18 protein-coding genes are annotated in these 22,158 nt (G+C 67.6%); 8 read left to right on the top strand and 10 right to left on the bottom strand.

Annotated features, from left to right (window positions below; genetic code table 11):
• Positions 1-5: 5 nt before the first annotated feature.
• Both ADE01S_RS16600 and ADE01S_RS16595 read right to left on the bottom strand, forming a co-directional pair.
• A complete protein-coding gene (locus ADE01S_RS16600; RefSeq protein ID WP_062682828.1) occupies positions 6-956 on the bottom strand; it encodes a siderophore ABC transporter substrate-binding protein in 951 nt (316 codons plus the stop codon).
• 41 nt (positions 957-997) lie between these two features.
• A complete protein-coding gene (locus ADE01S_RS16595; RefSeq protein WP_062682827.1) occupies positions 998-3,013 on the bottom strand; it encodes a ligand-gated channel protein in 2,016 nt (671 codons plus the stop codon).
• Positions 3,014-3,224: 211 nt separating this feature from the next.
• On the opposite strand from ADE01S_RS16595, the gene ADE01S_RS16590 reads away from it, so the two are divergent.
• Together ADE01S_RS16590 and ADE01S_RS16585 are read left to right on the top strand one after the other, a co-directional pair.
• Positions 3,225-3,938: a response regulator transcription factor gene (locus tag ADE01S_RS16590; RefSeq protein WP_062682826.1), complete on the top strand. Its 714-nt coding sequence runs from the start codon at positions 3,225-3,227 to the stop codon at positions 3,936-3,938.
• Positions 3,938-5,329 (top strand): HAMP domain-containing sensor histidine kinase, encoded by a 1,392-nt coding sequence (locus ADE01S_RS16585; RefSeq protein ID WP_062682825.1) that lies wholly within the window; start codon positions 3,938-3,940, stop codon positions 5,327-5,329. The genes ADE01S_RS16590 and ADE01S_RS16585 overlap by 1 nt, the downstream gene beginning before the upstream one ends.
• A gap of 19 nt (positions 5,330-5,348) precedes the next feature.
• Here ADE01S_RS16585 and ADE01S_RS16580 read toward each other — a convergent pair whose 3' ends face one another.
• The 6 genes from ADE01S_RS16580 to ADE01S_RS16555 all read right to left on the bottom strand — a co-directional run bounded on the left by ADE01S_RS16580 (position 5,349) and on the right by ADE01S_RS16555 (position 12,797).
• The gene (locus tag ADE01S_RS16580) at positions 5,349-6,911 is read right to left on the bottom strand and encodes a DHA2 family efflux MFS transporter permease subunit (RefSeq protein ID WP_062682824.1); all 1,563 of its coding nucleotides are present in this window, start codon (positions 6,909-6,911) and stop codon (positions 5,349-5,351) included.
• A gap of 21 nt (positions 6,912-6,932) precedes the next feature.
• Positions 6,933-7,481 (bottom strand): MarR family transcriptional regulator, encoded by a 549-nt coding sequence (locus ADE01S_RS16575; protein WP_062682823.1) that lies wholly within the window; start codon positions 7,479-7,481, stop codon positions 6,933-6,935.
• 89 nt (positions 7,482-7,570) lie between these two features.
• Positions 7,571-9,808, bottom strand: coding sequence for a TonB-dependent receptor domain-containing protein (locus ADE01S_RS16570; RefSeq protein ID WP_062682822.1), 2,238 nt, complete (start codon positions 9,806-9,808; stop codon positions 7,571-7,573).
• A 216-nt stretch (positions 9,809-10,024) separates the two neighbouring features.
• The gene (locus tag ADE01S_RS16565; protein WP_062682847.1) at positions 10,025-10,843 is read right to left on the bottom strand and encodes a TatD family hydrolase; all 819 of its coding nucleotides are present in this window, start codon (positions 10,841-10,843) and stop codon (positions 10,025-10,027) included.
• Between the two features lie 39 nt (positions 10,844-10,882).
• Positions 10,883-11,572 carry an ABC transporter ATP-binding protein gene (locus ADE01S_RS16560; RefSeq protein WP_062682821.1) on the bottom strand — a complete coding sequence of 230 codons (690 nt, stop codon included), beginning with the start codon at positions 11,570-11,572 and terminating at the stop codon, positions 10,883-10,885.
• Positions 11,565-12,797, bottom strand: coding sequence for a lipoprotein-releasing ABC transporter permease subunit (locus ADE01S_RS16555; RefSeq protein WP_242663377.1), 1,233 nt, complete (start codon positions 12,795-12,797; stop codon positions 11,565-11,567). The genes ADE01S_RS16560 and ADE01S_RS16555 overlap by 8 nt, the downstream gene beginning before the upstream one ends.
• A gap of 216 nt (positions 12,798-13,013) precedes the next feature.
• Here ADE01S_RS16555 and ADE01S_RS16550 point away from each other — a divergent pair, with 216 nt between their 5' ends.
• Positions 13,014-13,958 carry a hypothetical protein gene (locus tag ADE01S_RS16550; protein WP_062682819.1) on the top strand — a complete coding sequence of 315 codons (945 nt, stop codon included), beginning with the start codon at positions 13,014-13,016 and terminating at the stop codon, positions 13,956-13,958.
• Positions 13,940-15,640, top strand: coding sequence for a single-stranded-DNA-specific exonuclease RecJ (recJ, locus tag ADE01S_RS16545; RefSeq protein WP_062682818.1), 1,701 nt, complete (start codon positions 13,940-13,942; stop codon positions 15,638-15,640). Before ADE01S_RS16550 ends, recJ begins: the two co-directional genes overlap by 19 nt.
• A 549-nt stretch (positions 15,641-16,189) precedes the next feature.
• Here the strand turns inward: recJ and ADE01S_RS16540 are convergent.
• Positions 16,190-17,500: an MFS transporter gene (locus tag ADE01S_RS16540; protein WP_062682817.1), complete on the bottom strand. Its 1,311-nt coding sequence runs from the start codon at positions 17,498-17,500 to the stop codon at positions 16,190-16,192.
• Between the two features lie 257 nt (positions 17,501-17,757).
• Here ADE01S_RS16540 and prfB point away from each other — a divergent pair.
• The 4 genes from prfB (at position 17,758) to ADE01S_RS16525 (ending at position 21,529) form a co-directional block, all read left to right on the top strand.
• A protein-coding gene (gene prfB, locus ADE01S_RS31275; RefSeq protein WP_115599009.1) for a peptide chain release factor 2 occupies positions 17,758-18,862 on the top strand; the annotation gives its coding sequence in 2 pieces (ribosomal slippage) (positions 17,758-17,838 and positions 17,840-18,862; 1,104 coding nt in all).
• Between the two features lie 41 nt (positions 18,863-18,903).
• Positions 18,904-19,659: an SDR family oxidoreductase gene (locus tag ADE01S_RS16535; protein WP_062682816.1), complete on the top strand. Its 756-nt coding sequence runs from the start codon at positions 18,904-18,906 to the stop codon at positions 19,657-19,659.
• Positions 19,660-19,669: 10 nt separating this feature from the next.
• Positions 19,670-21,193, top strand: a complete 1,524-nt coding sequence (gene lysS / locus ADE01S_RS16530; RefSeq protein WP_062682815.1) for a lysine--tRNA ligase — start codon at positions 19,670-19,672, stop codon at positions 21,191-21,193.
• A gap of 15 nt (positions 21,194-21,208) precedes the next feature.
• Entirely contained in the window at positions 21,209-21,529 is a 321-nt protein-coding gene (locus ADE01S_RS16525; RefSeq protein ID WP_062682814.1) for a preprotein translocase subunit TatB, read from the top strand.
• Positions 21,530-21,542: 13 nt separating this feature from the next.
• On the opposite strand, the gene ADE01S_RS16520 is transcribed toward ADE01S_RS16525, so the two are convergent.
• On the bottom strand, positions 21,543-22,151 hold the full coding sequence (locus ADE01S_RS16520) for a TetR/AcrR family transcriptional regulator (protein WP_370511545.1): 609 nt from the start codon (positions 22,149-22,151) through the stop codon (positions 21,543-21,545).
• Positions 22,152-22,158: the final 7 nt, after the last annotated feature.

Genomic DNA, 22,158 nt, shown 5'->3' with positions numbered 1-22,158 from the left:
CGGCCTTACTTTCCGGCCGCCAGCGCGCCCGCGATCTCGTCGACGTTCTGCTGCATGGCCGTCAGGCCGGCGCTGCCCATGAGGTACCAGTTGTAGCCGTTCAGGTAGACCACGCGCTTCTGCTTCCACGCCTTGGTCTGCCGCACGAGTTCGTTGTCCAGCATGCGCTGCGCCGACACGCCTTCGCGGCCGATGGCGGCGTCGCGGTCGATCACGAACAGCCAGTCCGGATCGGTCTGCGCGATGAACTCGAAGGAGATCGCCTGGCCGTGGTTGGACACGCTAAGCCCCGTCGTGGCCGGCTTGACGCCGAAGGCGTCGTGGATCACGCCGAAGCGCGAGCCCGGGCCGTAGGCGCTCATCTTGCCGCCCGTGGTCAGCACGATCAGGGCGGAGCCGGCGCCCGACGCCTTGGCGTTCAGGGCCGAGATCGAAGCGCGCAGGGCGTTCAGCTTTTCCGTGGCCTGGGCCTGCTTGCCGTAGATGGCCGCCAGCGTTTCGGTGTTGCGCGTCACGCTGCCCACCAGGTCCTTCGCATCCACGGTCAGGTCGACGGTAGGCGCGAGCCGGGCCAGCTCGTCGTACTTGGGCGCGGAGCGGCCGGCCACGAAGATCACCTGCGGCGCGGCCGCGTGGATCACCTCGTAGTTGGGCTCGAACATCGAGCCCACTTTCAGGTAGCGCGGGTCGGCGTACTGCGCGAGCTGCGGCGGCAGCTTGGCCACGCTGGGCACGCCGGTCACCTCCACGCCCAGGGCGTGCAGCGTATCCAGCACGGCCAGGTCCATCACCACCGTCTTCGTCGGATTGGCCGGCACCGCCGTCTCGCCGCGCGCGTGCTTGACCGGCACCGTCGGCTGCGCCGCGCACACCGTGGCGGCGGCGCCCAGGGCCAGCGCGGCCCCGGCCTGGATCAACCAGCGGCGCGCGCCGCCCTTTTGAATCTGTTGCTTCATGCGTACCTCATCATGGGGCGGGCGCCGCGCGCCCGCCGGTCTCAGAACTTGACGCCCACGCCCAGCCAGTAGCGGCGGCCGTCTTCCACGTAGCCGTAGTCGTCGTAGGCGACCTGCTTGTCGAACAGGTTGTAGATGCCGGCGTACACCGACACGGTCTTGTTGAGCTGGTAGGAACCGCCCAGGTCCACGAAGGTGTAGGACGGCGCCACCAGCGACGAGGAGGACGGGCCGGTGATGGGCTGGCTTTCCTTGCCGCGGTAGTTCACCCGCGCCCAGGCCTGCAGCGCGTCCGACGGCTGCCAGTTCACGGTGGTGGTGAACAGGTGCTTGGGCAGCTGGTTCAGCGGCTGGCCCTTGTACTGGCCCGACTTCTGCTCCGACTTCGTGAACGTGTAGCTGCTGGTCATCGACCATTCGCGCGCCAGCGGCAGCTTCATGCTCGCTTCCACGCCGCGCGAATTCGCCTTGTCCACGTTCATGTAGGTGGTGGGGTCCGAACCGAACTGGTTGGGCCCGTCCGTGCACTGGCTGACCGGGCACGCCACGCGGGTGATCTTGTCCTTGAAGTCGTTGTTGAAGACGGTCAGGCCGGCATTGAAACCTTCGCCGTCGTCATACAGGATGCCGAGTTCCTCGGTCACCGACTTCTCGGGCGTCAGGTCCGGGTTGCCGTACATATTGCCGCCGCGGCTGACCTGGCCCCAGCCTGCCACCGTCTGGCGCAGGTCGGGCGCGCGGAAGCCGGTGGAGACGCCGCCCTTCAGGGTCCAGCGTTCCGCCATGTGCCACACGCCGTACAGGCGCGGGCTGAAATGGTTGCCGAAGTTCTCGTCCTCGTCCATGCGCAGGCCGGCCGTCAGCGCGAAGCTCTCGGTCAGGCGCCATTCGTCTTCGGCGAACAGGGCCCACTGGTAGCGCTCGACCTTGTTGGGGCCGCCCGCCAGCTGGTTGCCGGTCTGGTCGTCCAGGCGCTGGTTCAGGTAGCTGCCGCCCAGCGTCAGCATGTGCGAACCCAGCGGCAGCGACCAGCTGGTCTGCAGGTCCAGGTTCTTGATCTTCATCTGGCGCGAGCGGTTGTCGAACTCTTCCTGCTGCACGTAGCTGTCCGACACGCCCCAGCCCCAGCGGCCGGTGTGCGACAGCGCCCACTTGTTGCTGCGGTAGTCGGTTTCGGACGAGGCCGGGCATCCGTTGCGCGAGCAAGCCTCGCCCGGGGCCAGCGGCGCGACCGTCTTGCCTAGCGTTTCCTGCAGCTTCTGCCGCATGGTGGTCGCTTCCAGCACGATGTCGTGGTCGCGGTTGGGCGTCAGCGCCAGCTTGGCGGTCACGCTTTCCGAATTGCGCTTGCGGAAGCCGCTGACGATGTCGTCCTCGTCGCGCTGCGTCGCCTGGCCGTAGATCTGCAGGCCCAGCAGGTCGGTCTTGATCGGGCCGGCCAGGTAGAAGTTGCCCTGGTAGATATCGCCGGACTTGCTGCTTTCCTGGATCGTCGTGTCCAGGCGGATCTCGCCGCCCCAGGCTTCGGGCACCTTGCGGGTGATGATGTTGATCACCCCGCCCATCGCGTCCGAGCCGTACAGCGAGGACATGGGCCCGCGCACCACCTCGATGCGCTCGATGGCCGACAGCGGCGGGGTCCAGCCGCCCTCGACCCCGGTCGAGTCGGAGTTGGTGCGGGTTTCGCGGGAGTTCTGGCGCTTGCCGTCGATGAGGATCAGCGTGTACTTCGGGCCCATGCCGCGCAGGCTGATGTCCTGGCGGTCGCCGCCGCCGGTGACGATGACGCCGGGCACTTCGACCAGCGCGTCGTTCAGGTCGCGGTAGAACTTCTTGTCCAGGTCTTCGCGGGTGATCACGCTGATCGAGGCGGGCGCGTCCTGGATCTGCTGCTCATAGCCGGACGCGGTGACCACCACGGTTTCCATCGTCTTGGCGGCGTCCGCGCTCTGCGCCCAGACGGGCCCCGCCCCGAAACCCGCCGCGCACAGCGCCACGGCCAGCCGTGTGCGCGTGCCCGGTGCGCGCCTGCCGCCGGCCAGATCTTTCCTGCTCATGATTCCGATTTCTCCCGTCCCAGGCTTGCGCCCCACCCCACGTGTGACGTCCCGCCCGCTTCGACTTATGAATGAAAACTATTCTCATATTAGAATTGGACCTGTCGGAGACCGGCAACCCGCTTTCCGCAACTTTTATCTTCTTTGCACTTCTTGACACTCCGGCCCGCGGCCATCCGCCACACTGCCGGGTGCAGAACCGACGAAACGCATGCCTTTTTCCCAATCCCCGGCGACGCGCCGCATCCTGCTGATCGACGACGACGTCGAGCTCGCGCAGATGCTGCGCGAATACCTGGAACCGAATCATTGCCTGCTCACGCTGGCGCATACGGGCGCGCAGGGGCTCGCCCTGCTGGCGCGGGACGACTTCGACCTGGTGCTGCTGGACCTGATGCTTCCCGACGGCAGCGGCCTGGATCTGCTCAAGCACTACCGGCAGCGCTCGCGCCGCCCCGTCATCATGTTCACCGCCCACGGCGGCGAAACCGACCGCGTGCTGGGCCTGGAGTTCGGCGCCGACGATTACCTGGCGAAGCCCTTCAGCCCGCGCGAGCTCAAGGCCCGCATCACGGCGGTGCAGCGCCGCTTCGAGGAAGTGCCCGACGCCGCGCGGCCCAGCCTGACGCTGGGCGCGCTGTCCCTCGATCCGGCCACCGGCCGCGCGCGGATCGGCGACGAAGAAATCGCGCTCACCGGCGCCGAGCAGCGCATCCTGGAAATCCTGATGCGCGCCCCGGGCCAGGTCATCGGGCGCGACCAGATAGGCCTGTACGCGCTGGGCCGCAAGCCCGACCGGTACGACCGCAGCATCGACACCCACATCAGCGCCCTGCGCAAGAAACTGCGCCTGGACACCGGCGCGGAGGCGCTGTCCATCCGCAACCTGCGCGGCCTGGGCTACGTGCTGGCCGGCGGCGCCTGATGGCCTGGCTGCCCACCCGCTCGCTCTTCTGGCGCGCCTTCCTGACCTTCTGGAGCGCCATGGCCATCATCCTCGTCTGCGGGATGATGCTGACCGCCGCGGTCGCCTGGTACCGCTTCAATTCGCTCGACGGCCTGAACCCCGCCAGCCTCACGCGCGACGCCGCGCAGATCGCGCGCACCCAGGGCGAGGAAGGCCTGGCGCGCTGGGTCCAGGCCATGGACCAGCGCTATTCGGCCCTGAAGATCTACATCATGGACGCCCAGGACGCCGACATCCTGGGCCGCCGGCTGCCCACCCGCATGCACGATTGGCTGAGCTCGTACCGCGCCGCGCCCGGCCGCCCGCCGCAGGCCGATTACGCGCCCGCCGAACCGGCCGGCGAACGGGTCTCCTGGTGGGAGCCGCAGTGGCTCGCGCTGCCGGACGACACTGAACTGCTGATGCTGTTCCTGCCCTTCGATTCCTCGCATTGGGAAGTGCTGGCGCTCTCGCCCGTGGCGCTGGCGCTGCTGCTATTCGCGCTGGCCGTGACCGCGCCCTTCTGCTGGGCCCTGACCCGCCACGTCACCGCGCCGCTGGCGCAACTGCGCCAGGCCACCCACGCCTTGTCGGCCGGGCGGCTGGGCGCGCACACGCCGGCGAAGCTGGCCCGCCGCAAGGACGAGCTCGGCCTGCTCGCGCGCGACTTCAACGCCATGGCGGACCGCCTCAAGGCCCTGGTCGACACTCGCGAACAGCTGCTGCACAACATCGCCCACGAACTGCGCTCGCCCCTGGCCCGGCTGCGGCTGGCGGCCGAACTGGCGCGGCGCAAGGACGAGCGCCAGGACCTGCAGCTCGACCGCATCGAACGCGAATGCGAGCGCCTGGATTCGCTGGTCGGCAACACGCTGCGGCTGGCGCGCCTGGGCGCCCTGCCCGTGCCCACCGACACGCTGGACCTGGCCGAGATCGTGTCCGCCGTGGTCGAGGACGCCCGTTACGAAGCGGGCGGGCGGCAGATCCGCATCGCCTGGGACCCGCACCCGCCGGTGCCGCTGGTGGGCGACCGCTGCAGCCTCGCCAGCGCCATCGAAAACGTGCTGCGCAACGCCCTGCGCTTCGCCCCCGCGCACAGCGCCATCCGCGTGCGCCTGCTGGTCAGCGCGCGCGAGGCCTGCCTGGAAATCGAAGACCGAGGGCCGGGCGTGGCCCACGAAGAACTGGAATCCCTGTTCGAGCCCTTCTACCGGACCACCTCCGGCGCCCGCAAGCCGGGCAGCGGCGCCGGCCTGGGCCTGTCCATCGCGCACGCCGCCGTGGCCGCGCACAAAGGCCGCATGTCGGCGCGCAATATGTCGCCCCAGGGATTGAGCGTGAGGCTGGAACTGCCCCGGCTGCCCGACTGAGCCGCGGGGGAAACGCCCCCTATTCCGCCGCGATGTGCGGCAGTTCCTCTTGCGGCGCGGCCGCGTTCCGCTTGCGCACCCGCATCAGCAGCAGGCACGGCAACGTGGCCAGCGTCAGCCACATCATCAAGCGATAGTCGTCGAGATACGCGACGAACGCCGCCTGGTTCTGCAATACCGCATCCAGGCCAGCCAGGCCCGCCCGCGTGCCCAGGTCGAATACTTTGTCGAAGCCATCCGGACGCGCCTGCAAAGCGCCCGCCGTCACGTAGGCCGCCAATGAGCTGTGCATCATCACGGTATTGCGGGTCAATAGCGCCTGCATGGTGGATATTCCGATGCTGCTCCCCATGTTGCGCGACAGGCTGAAGATCGCGGTTCCTTCCGGCCGCAGCGCCCGGTCCAGCGTGGAGAAGGTCAGCGTGGTCAGCGGAACCGAGGTGAAACCCAGGCCCAGTCCCTGGACGAACCCCGGCCATGCGACGCCCCAATCCGTGATTTCCGGCGAAAAATTGGCCATCTGCCACAAGGACAGCGCAGTCAGCCCCAGGCCCAATCCGATGATGAGCCGTTCATCCAGCTTCCCGACGACGCGGCCGGCGACCAGCATCGCCACCATGGTGCCCAAGCCGCTGGGCGCGGTGACCAGCCCCGTCGTGACGACCGGGTAGCCCAGCAATGTCTGCAACATCGGCGGCAGCAGCGCCCGGGTGGCGTACAGCAACAGTCCCACCACGAAATAGAATGCCGTGCCGGTGACGAAATTGCGGTCGCGCAACAAATTGACGTTCAAGAACGAGGCCGCGCCGACGGTGGCCGTGTGGATGATGAAGTAGATCAGCGCGATGGCGGCGCAGGCGGCATAGATGCGGATCTCGATGGATTCGAACCAGTCGACCTGGTCTCCCCGGTCCAGCACCAATTGCAGCATGCCCACGAAGATGGCCAGCGTCGCGAAACCGAACCAGTCGAAACCCGATTTGCGCGCCGCGCCCTCGTCGCGCAGATAGAACCAGACTCCCGCGAAAGACAGGAGGCCGACCGGCAGGTTGATCAGGAACACCCAGCGCCAGCTCATGTTGTCGGTCAGCCAGCCGCCCAGGGTCGGGCCCAGGATGGGTCCCAGCATGACCCCCATCCCCCACGTCGCCATGGCGCGCGCATGGCGTTCGGGAGGATTGATGTCCAGCATGACCGACTGCGACAAGGGGACGAGCGCCGCGCCGAACGCGCCTTGCAGCAGGCGGGCGACGACGATCTCCGCCAGGTTCGCCGCGGCGCCGCACAGCAGCGACATGACCGTGAAGCCGGCGATGGCGACCAGGAATATCCGCGAACGCCCATAGCGCCCCGTCAGCCAGCCGGTGACGGGCGTGGCGATCGCCGCGGCCACGATGTAGGACGTGAGCACCCAGGTAATCTGGCTCTGCGATGCGGACAGGCCGCCCGCCATATGCGGCAGCGCGACGTTGGCGATGGTGCTGTCCAGGGTCTGCATGATCGTGGCCATCATGATGGACACCGTGATCATCAGCCGGCGGGACGGCGCGGGAGCGGGCCGGACGGGAAGGTCGGCGGTCATGATGGCGCGGCGGCCCGGATCCTATTCGGCCGCCAGCAACAGCTTGCGCGCCAGCGCCTCGAACTGCTCCAGTTCGGCGGCGTCGAACGCCGCGAAGATGCGGGTCATCTGGGCGCGGCGCAGCGGCAGGTGGTCTTCGACGAAGCGCCGCCCCTTGCCGGTCAGTTGCAGCAGCACCTGGCGGCCGTCATGCGCGCTGGCGATCCGCCGCACGAAGCCCTGTTTCGTCAATTCTCTGGAGACGCGCGTGATGTTGGTGCGCGATGAATTCATGAAAACGCTGAGCGCCGAGGGCATCAGCTCGTGGTCCTGGCTGCTGTAGATGACCACCAGCGCCGTCCACAGGGTGGAATTCAGGCCATGCGGCCGCAATGGCGCATCCAGCGCATCCGTCAGCCGCAAGGCCGTGTGCTGCAGCAGGCGCGACAGGGCGGCCTGCTGCAACGGATTGCCGCTATCCGGGCCCAGCCTCCGCGACAAGTCGCGCATGGCCTGTTCGAACGGATCGAACGATGACGCCTGGGCCGCGGACTGCGGCGGAACTCGATCGGACTTGGCAGTGGCAGACATACGGTACGCACCAGATAATTACGTACGTTACTACTTTTCGCGGTGCGTTTCCATCACGGCGCCCGGCCGGAGCCGGGCGCTCACAGCCATCAGAACGTGATGTTCGCCGACACCCACAGGCGGCGGCCTTCCAGCACCTGCCGGTAGGAGTTCGACCAGTTGGCATTGGCCGCCGGCGCCGACGTGCCGGTCTTCGTCGGGCCGTAGTCCACGAAGTTCTTGTCGAACAGGTTGAGCACCGATGCCGACAAGGTCACGTTCTTGTTGACCGCGTAGGAACCGCCCAGGCTGGCCAGCCAGTACGGGCTGTAGAACACCTGCTCCTTTTCCCAGTTCATGTCGTTGAACTGCTTGGCGCGGTACTCGCCGCGCACCCAGGTGTTGAACTGGTCGTTGATCTTCCAGTTCAGGCCCAGGTTCAGGGCGTGCCTGGGCTGCGAGCCCAGCGGCTGCCCCTGCTTGGCGCCCGAGGTCACTTCGCTTGCGGTCAGCGTGTAGTTGGCGTTGAAGGACCAGCCGGCGTACAGCGGCACGCGGCCGCCAAATTCAAAGCCCTTGATGGTGGCCGAATCCACGTTGACCCGCTGCGAGAAATTGGCGACCGGCACGCCGTTGCGCTCCCACACGCCCAGGTCCAGGCACCCCGGCGCGGGGCCGCCCGCCGCCAGGCAATTGGGCACGTTCTGGCTGTCGATCTTGTCCTTGAACTTGGTGTGGAAGGCGGTCAGGTTGCCGGTCAGCCCCGCGCCGTCGTCGAACAGCACGCCCAGTTCGGACGAGGTGCTGCTTTCGGGCTTGAGCTGCGAATTGCCCAGCAGCGGCATGGTGCCCTGCGCGCCCAGCCCGATGATGCCGTCGGTCATGAGGTTGATGTCGGGCGTCTTGTAGCCCTTGCTCACGCCGCCCTTGAACGTCCACGCCGGCGTGGCGTTCCACACCAGATAGCCGCGGGGACTCCATTTGCCGCCGAACTGCTCGTTGCGGTCGTAGCGCGCGCCCATGGTGAGCGCCAGGTCGTCCACGATGCGCCATTCGTCTTCGGCGAACAGGGCCCACTGGTACTGCTTCATGTCCAGCGGCGCCGATACCAGCGTGTCCTTGAAATGCTGTTCGCGCCATTGGCCGCCCATGGTCAGATTGTGGCGGTCGTTGAACAGCGGCATGGTCCACTTGGTGTCGAACACCCAGTTGTCGTATTCCAGGTCGCGCTTGTCGCCGTCCGTGGGACGGCGCGGCGCGTTCATGGGATTGGTGCGCCCGATGGTTTCCGTGGTGTCGTACACCAGGCTGGTATCGGAACTGATGGAGCCGGCGTAGCGGCCCAGGTGCGTCAGCGCATAGCGCTGGCGGTTGAACTTCATTTCGGGCTCATAGCCCCCGCCCTGGCGGTTGCGCGCCACGCTGTCGTTCAGGGTTCCCAGCTCGCCGTTGGCGTTGTCATAGGTCTGCCAGTTGCTGTCGACGTCGAACAGGACGTCATGGTTGCGGTTGGGCGTCAGTGCCAGGCGCAGCCCGACGTTGCGCTGCAGGCTGTCTCCCAGGCCGCTGAAGCTGGCGATGTCGCCGGTGTAGTTGCCGCTGTCGGACTCGGCCTGATTGGCCGGATAGCTGCCGTGCGCGCTCAGGCGGCGGTACAGCCCGCCGCGCAGGGTCAGGCCCAGCTTGTCGGTCACCAGCGGGCCGCTCAGGTAGAACGCCGATCCATAGTTGTTGCCGTAGCGGTTGTCGCCTTGCGCCGTGCCGTCCAGCGTGACCTGCCCGGTCCATTCCTGGCTAACCTTGCGCGTGATGATGTTGATGACGCCGCCCATCGCATCGGAGCCGTACAAGGTCGACATCGGGCCGCGCACCACTTCGATCCGCTCGATCGCCGCCATGGGGGGAATGAAGTTCGTGTCCACGTCGCCGAAGCCGTTGGGGCGCGCGCCGGAACTGTTCTGGTTCAGGCGCTTGCCGTCCACCAGCACCAGCGTGTAGTCGCTGGGCAGGCCGCGGATGCTGATGTTCATGCCGCCTGCCTTGCCGCCCCGCTCCACCGTCACGCCTTCGACATCGGCGACGGCGTCGGCCAGGTTGTGGAAGGGCTTGGTTTCCAGCTGTTCGCGGGTGATGACGGAAATGGACGCCGGCGCGTTCTTGATCTCCTGCTCGAAACCGGACGCGGTCACCACGACAGTATCCAGTTGAGCCACGCCCATCGTGTCTTCGCTTTGCGCATGGGCGGCCCCTGCGGCGGCCAGGGCCAGCGCAAGCGGCAACTGGCGGACAAGCAGGCAATGTGGGGAACGGATGCGGCGGGAGCCTTTCAAGCTTTTCTGTGTGGGCATAGGAATGACAAGGAAAACCGCCCTTTTCCGGACGGTTGGCGCAAGGCGCCGATTGGGTTCTTTTAGGGAACGCCAATGATATTCATTCCTATTAATTCGTTCAATTATTTGTCAGGTTTCATTCAGCTAAATCAAAGGTTTCAGACAATTCTGAGAAAAATGACGTATTCGCGCAACAACTTCCGTTATCGCGCAGTCAAAAAAACGGGACGGAGATCAGTCGGCGTCGGCCAGAATGGCCGCCGGCAGGCGCGGCAGCACCCGCATGGCGTTGGCCGAGGTGGCATGCGCAACCCGCGCGAGCGAAAGCCCCCGCAGTTCGGCCAGCACTTCGGCGATGCGCGCCAGTTCGCCGGGGCGGTTGCGCCGGTCGGGCGGATGGAGCCAGGCGGGCGGAATGTCCGGCGCGTCGGTTTCCAGCACCAAGTGCTCCAGGTCCACCTCTACCGCGTGGCGGCGGATCTGCAACGCGCGCTCGTAGGTCATGGCCCCGCCCAGCCCCAGCGCGAACCCCTGCTCGATGAACGCCTGCGCCTGCTGCGCGCTGCCGTTGAACGCATGAGCGATGCCGCCGATGCGCGGATGGCGGCGCAGATACTTCAACAGAATGTCCTGCGACTTGCGCACGTGCAGCAGCACCGGCAGGCCGAACTCGGCCGCCATCGCCAGCTGCGCGGCGTAGAAACGCTCCTGGCGCTCGCGCGGCTCGCCCGAGGCGATCTCGGGCACGAAGAAATCCAGGCCGATCTCGCCGATGGCGACGAAGCGGGGATCGCCCAGCGACTGCCCGATGGCCGCGCGCAGCGCGTCCAGGTCCGCGTCGTCGGCGCGCTGCACGTAGAGAGGATGGATGCCCAGCGCGTAGGCGCCGCCGGCGACCCGGCCGGCAAGCTCCCGCACGATGGGAAAATTGGCGCGTTCGACGGCGGGGATCACGATGGACCCGACGCCGGCCTCGCAGGCATCGTCGGCCACCTGGTCGCGGTCGGCGTCGAACTCGGCGGCATCCAGGTGGCAATGGGTGTCGATCAGCATGGGCGCGGCCTCCTTGCCCCGATTATCCACCCGGCCCGCTCAACCCGAAACCAGGCGGCCGTTTTCCATGAGCAATTGGCGGTCGGCGCGGGCGGCCAGTTCCGGGTCGTGCGTGACGATGGCGAATGCCGTGCCCGACTCGCGGTTCACCTGCGTCAGCAGCTCGAACATGATGTGCGCGGTGTGGCGGTCCAGGTTGCCGGTGGGCTCGTCGGCCAGCACGCAGGCCGGCCGCGTCACCAGCGCGCGCGCCAGCGCCACGCGCTGCCGCTCGCCGCCGGAGAGCTGCCCCGGAAAATGGCCTTCACGGGCCGACAGGCCCACCAGGCCCAGCACCTCGCGGGCGGCCGCCCGGGCGCGGTCGCGGTTCTCGCGGCGCACGATCAGCGGCATCGCCACGTTGTCCAGCGCCGAAAACTCCGGCAGCAGGTGGTGGAACTGATAAACGAAGCCCAGGCTGCGGTTGCGCACCGCGCTCTTGCGGCTCTCGGACAGGCCCACCGCCAATTGGCCGTCCACCGACACCGAGCCGCTGGTCGGCACGTCCAGCAGGCCCAGGATGTGCAGCAGCGTGCTCTTGCCGGAACCGGAGGCGCCCACGATGGCGACCATCTCGCCGCGCGCCACCGACAGGCTGACGTTGCTGAGCACTTCGATGCGCGCGGGGCCTTCGTCGTAGACCTTGACGATGTTGTCGGCCTGCAGCGCGGGAGTGAGGTTGTCAGTCATGGCGCAGCACCTGGGCGGGTTGCAGGCGCGAGGCGCGCCAGCTGGGATACAGGGTCGCCAGCAGCGACAGCACCAGGGAAGTCAGGCCGATGGTGACGATGTCGCCCACCTGCGGATCCGACGGCAAGGCGCTGATGAAATAGATCTCGCGCGGCAGGAAATGCACGCCGAGCAGGCCCTCGATGAACGGCACGATCACGTCCACGTTGTAGGCGATGACGATGCCCCCGGCCACGCCCAGCAGCGTGCCGATCACGCCGATCAGCGCGCCCTGCACCAGGAAGATGCGGGCAATCTCGCGCGGGCCCGCGCCCAGCGTGCGCAGGATGGCGATGTCGGACTGCTTGTCCTTCACGGCCATGACCAGCGACGACAGCAGGTTGAACGCCGCCACCGCCACGATCAGCGCCAGGATCAGGAACATCATGCGCTTTTCGGTCTTCACGGCCGCGAACCAGGTGCGGTTGTTGCGCGACCAATCGCTGGCCGTCACATAGGGCGGCAGCACCTGCTGCAACTCGGCCGCCACTTCCGGCGCCTTCTGCATATCCGCGATGCGCAGCCGCACCCCGGCGGTGCCGCTGTCGCGGAACACGCGCGCCGCGTCCTCGTCGTCGACGAACGCCAGCGAAGAATCGTATTCATAGTGGCCGGAAGAAAAAACGCCCACCACGGTGAACTGGCGCATGCGCGGCGTAAAGCCCGCCGGGCTGATCGAGCCTTGCGGCGCCATCATCAGCAGCGTATCGCCCACCTTCACGCCCATGCCGTCGGCCAGCTCGTTGCCCAGCACCACGCCGAAGCTGCCCGGCTTCAGGTCCGTGAGCCGGCCCGAAACCATTTGCCTGGGCAGATCCGACACCTTGCCCTCGGACTGCGGATCGATGCCGCGCACCTGCACGCCCCGCAGGGCCTGCCCGCGCACCAGCATGCCCTGCGCCGCCACGAACGGCGCGCCGGCCTTGACCGCGGTGTTCTTCTCGGCGGCCGCGGCGAACTGCTGCCATTGCTCCAGCACCCGCTCCGGCACGGCGCCGGGGATATAGAGCTCGATGTGCGGCAGCACCGACAGCATGCGGTCGCGCACTTCCTTCTGGAAACCATTCATGACGGACAGCACGACGATCAGGGCGGCTACGCCCAGCGCGATGCCCGCCATGGAACTGGCGGCGATGAAGGAGATGAAGCGATCGCGGCGTCCGCGTCGCTGGCGGATTCGGGCCAGCCCGGCATAGCGGGCGCCTATCCATAGTTCGTAGGGTATTTTCAGCACGTGCGCATTATGGCATTAACGGGCGGGGGGACGCCCCGCGGCGGGCGGGCCCGCCCGCCGCCTGCCCGCGCGCTGCGTTCGCGGCCGACAGGCCCGGACGGGCGTGTTCAGCTATGGCAGTATCGGGGCCGCTTAGTTCCCCCGTCCTCGGGGACTACAATCCCGGCCATGCTGATCGTCATCCCGGGCGCCTTGCCCGCCCTCCCCGTCGCCTCGGAGCTGGCCAAGCTCCTGCCCGAGCGCGCTCCCACCCTGCACGCCTGGCTGCGGGCCGGCGCCGCCCGGCCCGAGGCCTACGACCTGCGCGCCCACGGCTGCACCGCCTTCGAGTCCTGGCAACTGGCCCGGGCGGGCTATGCGCCCGAAGCCGGCCTGCTGCAGGGCGCCGGCCTCGGCCCCCTGCTGGCCGGCGCGCAGGCCGCGGGCGGCGAACCCGTCTGGCTGGCCGAACTGGTCCACCTGGCGCTGGGCACCGACCAGGCCACCCTGCTGGACCCCGGCATGATGGACCTGCGCGCCGAGGAAACCGCCGCCCTGCTGGAAACCGCCCGCCCCCTCTTCGAGGACACGGGCTTCGCCGTCGAACTCCTGTCGCCCGAACGCTGGCGCCTGCGCCTGCCCGAGGGCCTGCGCCCCCAGACCGCCAGCCCCCTGGCGGTGGCCGGGCAGCGCCTGAACGACTGGTGGCGCCAGGACGCCCAGACCCGCCCCTGGCGCCGGCTGCTCAACGAAATACAGATGGCGTGGCACGACCACCCCGTCAACGAGGCGCGCGCCGCCCGCGGCCTGCCCCCCGTCAATGCCCTGTGGCTGTACGGCGGCGGCTCGCCCTGGAACGCCGCCGCGCCCGGCGCCGAACGCGTATTCGCCGAACTGGAAGCCCCCGGGCGCAACGGCGACTGGGCCGCCTGGCTCGACGCCCTCGCCATCCTGGACACCCGGCGCCTGCGCCCCCTCGCCGGCAAGAACGGCCTGCCCGAGGCGCCCGTCGACCTGCTGCTGCTGGGCGACGACCGCAAGGTCGCCCTTACCCTCAAACCGCGCGGGGGCCTGCTCGGCTTGCTGCCCGCCCCCAAAAAGAACTGGAGCGCCTGGTGGTCTCACCCCGCTTGACTGTCCGTCCGTCCGACCTGGACGCCTGCCGCGTCCTCGAAGCCTCGGGCATCCATCCCTTGCTCGCCCGCCTGTGGGCCGCCCGCGGGGTCACCCATCCCGACCAGACCCGCCTGGCCTGGCCCTCCCTCCTGCCCCCCGCCGGCCTCACCCACTCGGCCCATGCCGCCGGCGTGCTGGCCGACGCCATCCAGGCGGGCAAAAAACTGCTGATCGTCGCCGACTACGACTGCGACGGCGCCACCGCCTGCGCCGTCGGGCTGCGGGCCTTGTCCGCCATGGGCGCCGACGTCGACTTCCTGGTCCCCAACCGCTTCGAAACCGGCTACGGCCTCTCGCCCGCCGTGGTGGAACTGGCCTGCAGGCACCGCGCCGGCAAGCCCGACATCATCATCACCGTCGACAACGGCATCGCCAGCGTGGACGGCGTGGACGCCGCCAACGCCGCCGGCATCGGCGTCGTGATCACCGACCACCACCTCCCGGGCGACACCCTGCCCCAGGCGCTGGCCATCGTGAACCCCAACCAGCCCGGCTGCGGCTTTCCGTCCAAGAACCTAGCCGGCGTGGGCGTCATCTTCTACATGATGCTCGCCCTGCGCGCCGAACTGCGCCGGCGCGGCGTCTACGCCCCCGACGGCGGCCCCCGCCTGGACGCGCTGTCCGACCTGGTCGCCCTGGGCACCGTCGCCGACGTCGTCAAACTCGACGCCAACAACCGCCTGCTCGTCACCCAGGGCCTGCAACGCATGCGCGCCGGCCGCCTGCAACCCGGCCTGCGCGCGCTCTTCGCCGTCGCCGGCCGCGAACCGCGCAGCGCCAACGGCTTCGACCTCGGCTTCGCCCTCGGCCCCCGCATCAACGCCGCCGGCCGCCTGGCCGACATGAGCCTCGGCATCGCCTGCCTCACCACCGACGACGAGGCCCAGGCCCTCGAAATGGCGCGCGAACTCGACAACATCAACCGCGAACGCCGCAGCATCGAAGCCGAAATGCGCGAACAGGCGCTCGCCGCCATGGAAGCGCCCGACGCCGCCGCCGGCGCCACCGTCTGCGTCTTCGACCCCGGCTGGCACCAGGGCGTCGTCGGCCTCGTCGCCTCCCGCCTCAAAGAAAAATTCTGGCGCCCCACGCTGGCCTTCGCCCCCGCCGGCGACGATGAAATCCGCGGCTCCGGCCGCTCGATCCCCGACGTGCACCTGCGCGACGCGCTGGATCTCGTCTCCAAGCGCCACCCCAACCTCATCCGCAAATTCGGCGGCCACGCCATGGCGGCCGGCCTGACCCTGGGCAAGGCAGACTTCGCCGCCTTCGCCCCCGCCTTCGACGCCGCCGTCCGCGAGCTGACCGGACGCGACTCCTTCGAGCCCGTCATCGAAACGGACGGCTCCCTCGAATCCGGCTATGCCAACGCCGACGTCGCCGGCATGCTGCAACAGCAAGTCTGGGGCGCCGGCTTCGCCGCCCCCCTGTTCCTCGACGAATTCACCGTCCGCAACCAGCGCCTGGTCGGCGAGAAGCACTTGAAGCTATCGCTGGAACGCGGCCACCAACGCTTCGACGCCATCTGGTTCGGCCACGACCAATCCCTGCCGGAACACATCCAGGCCGCCTACCGACTGGAGCAGAACGTCTGGAACGGCATGGTGTCGGTGCAACTGGTCATCGAGCACGCGGGGTAGTGTTGCCCCCACGCCGCGCGCGCTTCGCGCGCTAGCTGCCCCCCGGGGGGGGGCTGCCCCGCCTTGGGGCGGCCCGGCGGCGGGGCGGTTGCCCCCACGCCCCGCCCACAAGACACCCCGACGCCCCAGCAGGCAGCCCGCGCGGCCGACCTGGGGCGAGCCCCGCAAGACCTTCCATCCGGCCACCACACGCGGCAAGAACCAAAAGAACCCCGCCCTCCCCAGCGACCGGGCAATCCGAGCTGTCGGAGCCGTGCGCGTCGGGGGTGTGGGGTGCGCGGGGAGTCGATAAGCCCAAGGGAATCCGAAGGCAGTCGCCGGAGGCGACAACGAGGATGACGCAGGGGAAGCCCGGAGCGAAGGCTCCGGGCCGCAATCGTTGACCCGCGCACCCCACACCCCCGACGCGCACGGCGTCTAAAGAACCCGTCCTCTCCCGCAAAAAGAACCAACCGTCTCCCGCAAAAAAACACCGTCCACAAATGAAAAAGGTGTCAGAAACCCCAGAAAGGTCCCCGACACCCTCGTCACCGAACAACGCCGCAGCGACTACTTATTCACCAACTTGGCCGGCTGCGCCAACGCCACCAGCGCCCCCACCACCAGGCACCCCGACAACATATACAGCCCGGTATTGGTCGTCCCAGTCATATCCTTCAGCCAACCCACCAGGTAAGGACTGACGAACCCCGCCAGATTCCCCACCGAATTGATCAGCGCAATCCCCGCCGCCGCCGCCGTCCCGCCCAGCAACGCCGTCGGCAGGCTCCAGAACAACGGCAACACCGTGCAAATCCCGATATTCGCCACCGTCAGCGCCAAAATCGCCAGCACCGTACTGCCGCTCCAGATCGCCGAAAACAGCAGCCCCAGCGCCCCGAACAACGCCGGCAGCGCGACGTGCCAGCGGCGTTCCCGGTGCCGGTCCGAATTACGAGAAATCAGGATCATCCCGATCACCGCGAACAGATTCGGCACCGCCGTCAGCAGCCCGATCGCCAGCGGACTCTGCACCCCCGTGCTCTTGATCAGCGTCGGCATCCAGAACCCGACCCCGTACAGCCCCATCACGAACGAAAAATAGATCAGCGCCATCGCCCACACCCGCGGCTTCGTCAGCGCCGCGCGGATCGGCGGATCCTCCTTCTGCTGTTCCTCCGCGGCGATATTGCGGATCAGCACCGCCTTCTCGCTCGCCGTCAGCCACTTCGCCCGGTTGATCCGGTCGTCCAGATAGATCAGCACCAGCACCCCGATCACCACCGACGGAATGCCCTCCAGCAGAAACAGCCACTGCCAGCCCGACAATCCATGGTCGCCATGGAACGTGCTCATGATCCAGCCCGAGATCGGCCCCCCGACCAGCCCCGACATCGGCACCGCCGTCATGAAGAACGTCGTAATGCGCCCCCGGCGCGCCGCCGGATACCAATAGGTCAGGTACAGGATGATGCCCGGGAAAAACCCCGCCTCCGCCGCGCCCAGCAAGAAACGCAGCGCATAGAACATCGGCACGCTGGACACGAACATCATGCACGCGGAGATAATCCCCCACGTAATCATGATCCGCGCGATCCAGATCCGAGCGCCCACCTTGTGCAGAATGATGTTGCTGGGAATCTCGAACAGGAAATAGCCGATGAAGAAAATGCCCGCGCCCAGCCCATACACCGTCTCGCTGAACTGAAGCTCCTGCAGCATCTGCAGCTTGGCGAAGCCCACGTTCACGCGGTCCAGATAGGCCACGACGTAGCACACCACCAACAGCGGCACCAGCCGCCAGCCCACCTTCCGGTAGATCCGGTCCTCCTCAGTCGCCGGGATCGCCGGCGAGACCCCGGGGGCCATCGTATTTTCCATCTATGCCTCCATTCCTCTGACGGGATAGGGCCGGCGGCAGCCGGCGCGGTCACGGTCCGCGGCCCCGGATAGGGAGCCGCATCCGATACCCGCAGGCTAGAACCGCAGGGTTGACAAAAAACTGAACAACTTTCCCCTAGCCAAGCAAACCCTTAGAACAGATCCGTCCCCCCCAATGGCGATATCGGCCCACGAACCGCGAACAAGCGCGGTAAAATGCCAGGTTTCGCACAAAAGTCATCAAGACAGGATCAATCATGGAAGCCGAACGTCAGAACCAGCTCGCAGCCCGCCTCGCCGACTACGCGGAGCGCGAACAGGCTCTACGGAGGTATCTTTGACTACGATGCCAAATCTGAACGCCTGCACGTCGTAAACGCCGAGCTCGAAGACCCGGCGGTCTGGAACGACCCCAAGCACGCCCAGGACCTGGGCCGCGAGAAGAAAGCCCTGGAAGACGTCGTCGAGACGCTCTCCGCGCTGGGCGCCGGCCTGGGCGACGCCAACGAACTGTTCGAACTGGCCGCCGCCGACGACGACGACGCCACGCTGGAATCCATCGAGCACGATGCCGACGCCTTCCAGGAGAAGCTGGAAGGGCTGGAATTCCGCCGCATGTTCTCCAACCCCGCCGACCCGCTGAACTGCTTCCTGGACATCCAGGCCGGCGCCGGCGGCACGGAAGCGCAGGATTGGGCCTCCATGCTGCTGCGCCAGTACCTCAAGTACGCCGAGCGCAAGGGCTTCAAGGCCGAAGTGCTGGAAGAATCCGAAGGCGAAGTCGCCGGCATCAAGTCCGCCACCATCAAGCTCGAAGGCGAATACGCCTTCGGCTACCTGCGCACGGAAACCGGCGTGCACCGCCTGGTGCGCAAGAGCCCCTTCGATTCCTCCGGCGGCCGCCACACCTCGTTCGCCAGCGTGTTCGTCTACCCTGAAGTCGACGATTCCTTCGAAGTCGAAGTGAACCCCGCCGACCTGCGCGTGGACACCTACCGCGCCAGCGGCGCCGGCGGCCAGCACATCAACAAGACCGACTCCGCGGTTCGCCTGACCCACATGCCCACCGGCATCGTGGTCCAGTGCCAGAACGACCGTTCGCAGCACCGCAACCGCGCCGAAGCCATGCAGATGCTGAAATCCAAGCTCTACGAGCTGGAAATGCGCAACCGCATGGCCGAGCAGCAGAAGCTGGAAGATTCCAAGACCGACGTGGGCTGGGGCCACCAGATCCGTTCCTACGTGCTGGACCAGAGCCGCATCAAGGACCTGCGCACGAACGTCGAAATCTCCAACACCCAGAAAGTGCTGGACGGCGACCTGGATCCCTTCATCCAGGCCAGCCTCAAGCAAGGCATCTGAGTTTCGCGACACTCCCCTTCAACGTACCCAGAGGTTCACGAATGTCCGACACCATCGCAATCCTGACCGGCGCCTCGCGCGGCATCGGCGCCGCCATGGCCCGGAGCCTGGCCAAGCCGGGCACGCGCCTGATCACGCTGGCACGGCGCGAAGATCCCGAACTGGCCGCCTACGCCCGCGCCCAGGACGCGCAGCTGGAACAGCTGTCCGTGGACCTCTCGGACCTGAAATCGGCCGAAGCGGCCGCCGAGCGCATCTGCGCCTCGCTGCCGCGCGACGCGAAACGCTACCTGCTGATCAACAATGCCGGCACGGTGCACCCCATCCTCGGCACCAGCGCGCTCACCGACGGCGCGGCCATCGCCTCCGCCTTCAACCTGAACGTCTCCGCCGTGATGCTGCTCAGCGCCCGCTTCCTGGCCGCCGTGCAGGACCTGGACGCCGATCGCCGCGTGCTCAACATCTCCTCCGGCGCGGGCCGCAATCCCAACGCCGGCTGGGGCGTGTACTGCGCCACCAAGGCCGCGCTCGACATGTACACGCGCGTGGTCAAGCAAGAACAAGGCGCCGACGGCGCGCGCGTCGTCTCGCTGGCCCCCGGCATCGTCGACACCGACATGCAGGTCGCCATCCGCTCCAGCGACCCGGAGAACTTCCCGGCGCTGGCCAAGTTCCAGGATTTCCACGCGACCGGCAAGCTCTCTGCGCCCGCCAACGTCGCCGCCCGCATCCTCGCCTACCTGGATCGCGAAGATTTCGGCACCACCGAAATCGACGACATCCGCAATTACGACTGATTTCCCTACCATGACCGACCACTCGACCGCTCCGGCCCCCGCCCAGGATGAAAACCGCTTGATCGCCGAACGGCGCGCCAAGCTGGCCAAACTGCGCGAAGCCGGGGTCGCGTACCCCAACGACTTCGTCCCCGACGCCCGCGCCGCGGCCCTGCACGACAAGTACGACGGCGAGGAGCAGGAAGCCCTGGCCGCCGCGCCCGTCACCGTCAAGGTCGCCGGCCGCATGATGCTCAAGCGCGTCATGGGCAAGGCCAGCTTCGCCACGCTGCAAGACAGCACCGGCCGCATCCAGATCTACCTGGATCGCGGCACCCTGGGCGAAGACAGCTACGCCGCCTTCAAGCAATGGGATATCGGCGACATCATCGCGATCGAAGGGTCGGTCTTCAAGACCAACAAGGGCGAACTGTCGGTGCACGCCGCCAGCGCGCGCCTGCTGTCGAAGTCGCTGCGCCCCCTGCCCGACAAGTTCCACGGCGTGGCCGACCAGGAACTGCGCTACCGCCAGCGCTATGTCGACCTCATCATGACGGACGCCACGCGCCGCACCTTCGAGGCGCGCAGCAAGGCCATCGGCAGCATCCGCCAGTTCATGCTGAACGCCGGCTTCCTCGAAGTCGAGACCCCGATGCTGCACCCGATCCCGGGCGGCGCCGCGGCCAAGCCCTTCGTCACGCACCACAATGCGCTGGACATGGAAATGTTCCTGCGCATCGCGCCCGAGCTCTACCTCAAGCGCCTGATCGTGGGCGGCTTCGAACGCGTCTTCGAAGTCAACCGCAACTTCCGCAACGAGGGCGTCAGCCCGCGCCACAACCCCGAATTCACGATGATGGAGTTCTATGCGGCCTACGCGGAATACCGCTGGCTCATGGACTTCACCGAAGAACTGATCCGCCAGGCCGCCATCTCGGCCACGGGCAGCGCCGTGCTCACCTACCAGGAGCGCGAACTCGACCTGTCCAAGCCGTTCGACCGCCTGACCATCTGCGAAGCCATTCTCAAGTACGCCCCGGGCTACACCCAGGCGCAACTCGACGATCCGGCCTTCGTGCGCGCCGAACTCAAGAAGCTGGGCGCCGACGCCGACGGCCCGGTGCTGTCGCGCGCCGGCCTGGGCGCGCTGCAGCTGGCGCTGTTCGAGGAAACCGCCGAAGCCAAGCTCTGGAACCCCACCTACATCATCGACTACCCGGTGGAAGTCTCCCCGCTGGCGCGCGCCTCGGATACCCGCGAGGGCATCACCGAGCGCTTCGAGCTCTTCATGACCGGCCGCGAAATCGCCAACGGCTTCTCCGAGCTGAACGATCCCGAAGACCAGGCCGACCGCTTCCGCGCGCAGGTCGAGGCCAAGGATGCCGGCGACGAGGAAGCCATGTTCTATGACGCGGACTACATCCGCGCCCTGGAATACGGCATGCCCCCGACGGGCGGCTGCGGCATCGGCATCGACCGCCTGGTCATGCTGCTGACCGACAGCCCCAGCATCCGCGACGTCATCCTCTTCCCGCACCTGCGCCGTGAAGACTGATAACCGGAGGGCGTCATGATCTTCAAGATCCTGATGCTCCTGCTGGTCGTGGCGGGGCTGGTCTACTGGATCAAGCAGCCCCGCAGCGTCCAGCCGGGCGCCTCGTACGCCCCGGCGCGGCCGCGCCGGCCGGCCTTCGTGGCCCTGTGCATCGCGGCCGCGATCTCGGCCGTCGCCGCGCTGCTGACCGTCGTACTGTGGATGGGCAGCGTGGCCGGCGGCGTCACCGGCAGCGGCTATCACGGCGAAGCGGATTTCCTGCTGCCCGTGTCCGGCTCGCTGTTGGCCTTGGCGATCGCCTGCGCCGTGGGCGCATTCCTCAAGCGTCGCGGCTGATTCCCGCCCGGGATCACACCGGCCACTTCCCCGCCCCCGCCGGCAACGCCGGCAGCGAAGCCTGCAACATTGCATCGATGAACTCGGCGGGGGCCAGCCGCCCGCCCGGCTTGTACCACTGCACCGTCAGGTTCATCGCGCCCAGCACGCAGCGCTTGATGACGCGGGCATCGCCCTGGATCAGCCCCGCGTCCACCGTCCCCGCCACCACGGACTGCCACATCGCCTCGTAGCGGTCGCTGAGCACTTTCACCACCGCCTGGCTCGGCGCCGACAGGCTGCGCCACTCATAGACCAGCGCATTCATCGCGTCTCCGCCAGCCCCGTGCAGCATGCTCCACATGTGGACGCGGAACAGCGCCGCCAGCCGGTCCGCCGGCGCGTCATAGCAGGCCAGCGCCCGTTCCCCATGGTCGATCACTTCCTGGATGCCGTTGTTCATGACCGCCACCAGAATTTCTTCCTTGCTGCGGAAATGATGGAACAGGCTGCCCGACTGCAGTCCCACCGCCCGCGCCAGCTCGCGCACCGTGGTGCGCTCGTAGCCGTGCTTGCTGAAGAGCCGCCCCGCCTCCAGCACCAGTTCCCGGCGCCGTTCCGTATCGGCGCCGTCGTCCCGCATCGCGGCC

The sequence above is a fragment of the Achromobacter denitrificans NBRC 15125 genome, assembly GCF_001571365.1.
Lineage (GTDB): Bacteria > Pseudomonadota > Gammaproteobacteria > Burkholderiales > Burkholderiaceae_B > Achromobacter > Achromobacter denitrificans.
Note: the sequence above shows the minus strand (reverse complement) of the source record. Positions and strands in the feature narration are given on the sequence as shown.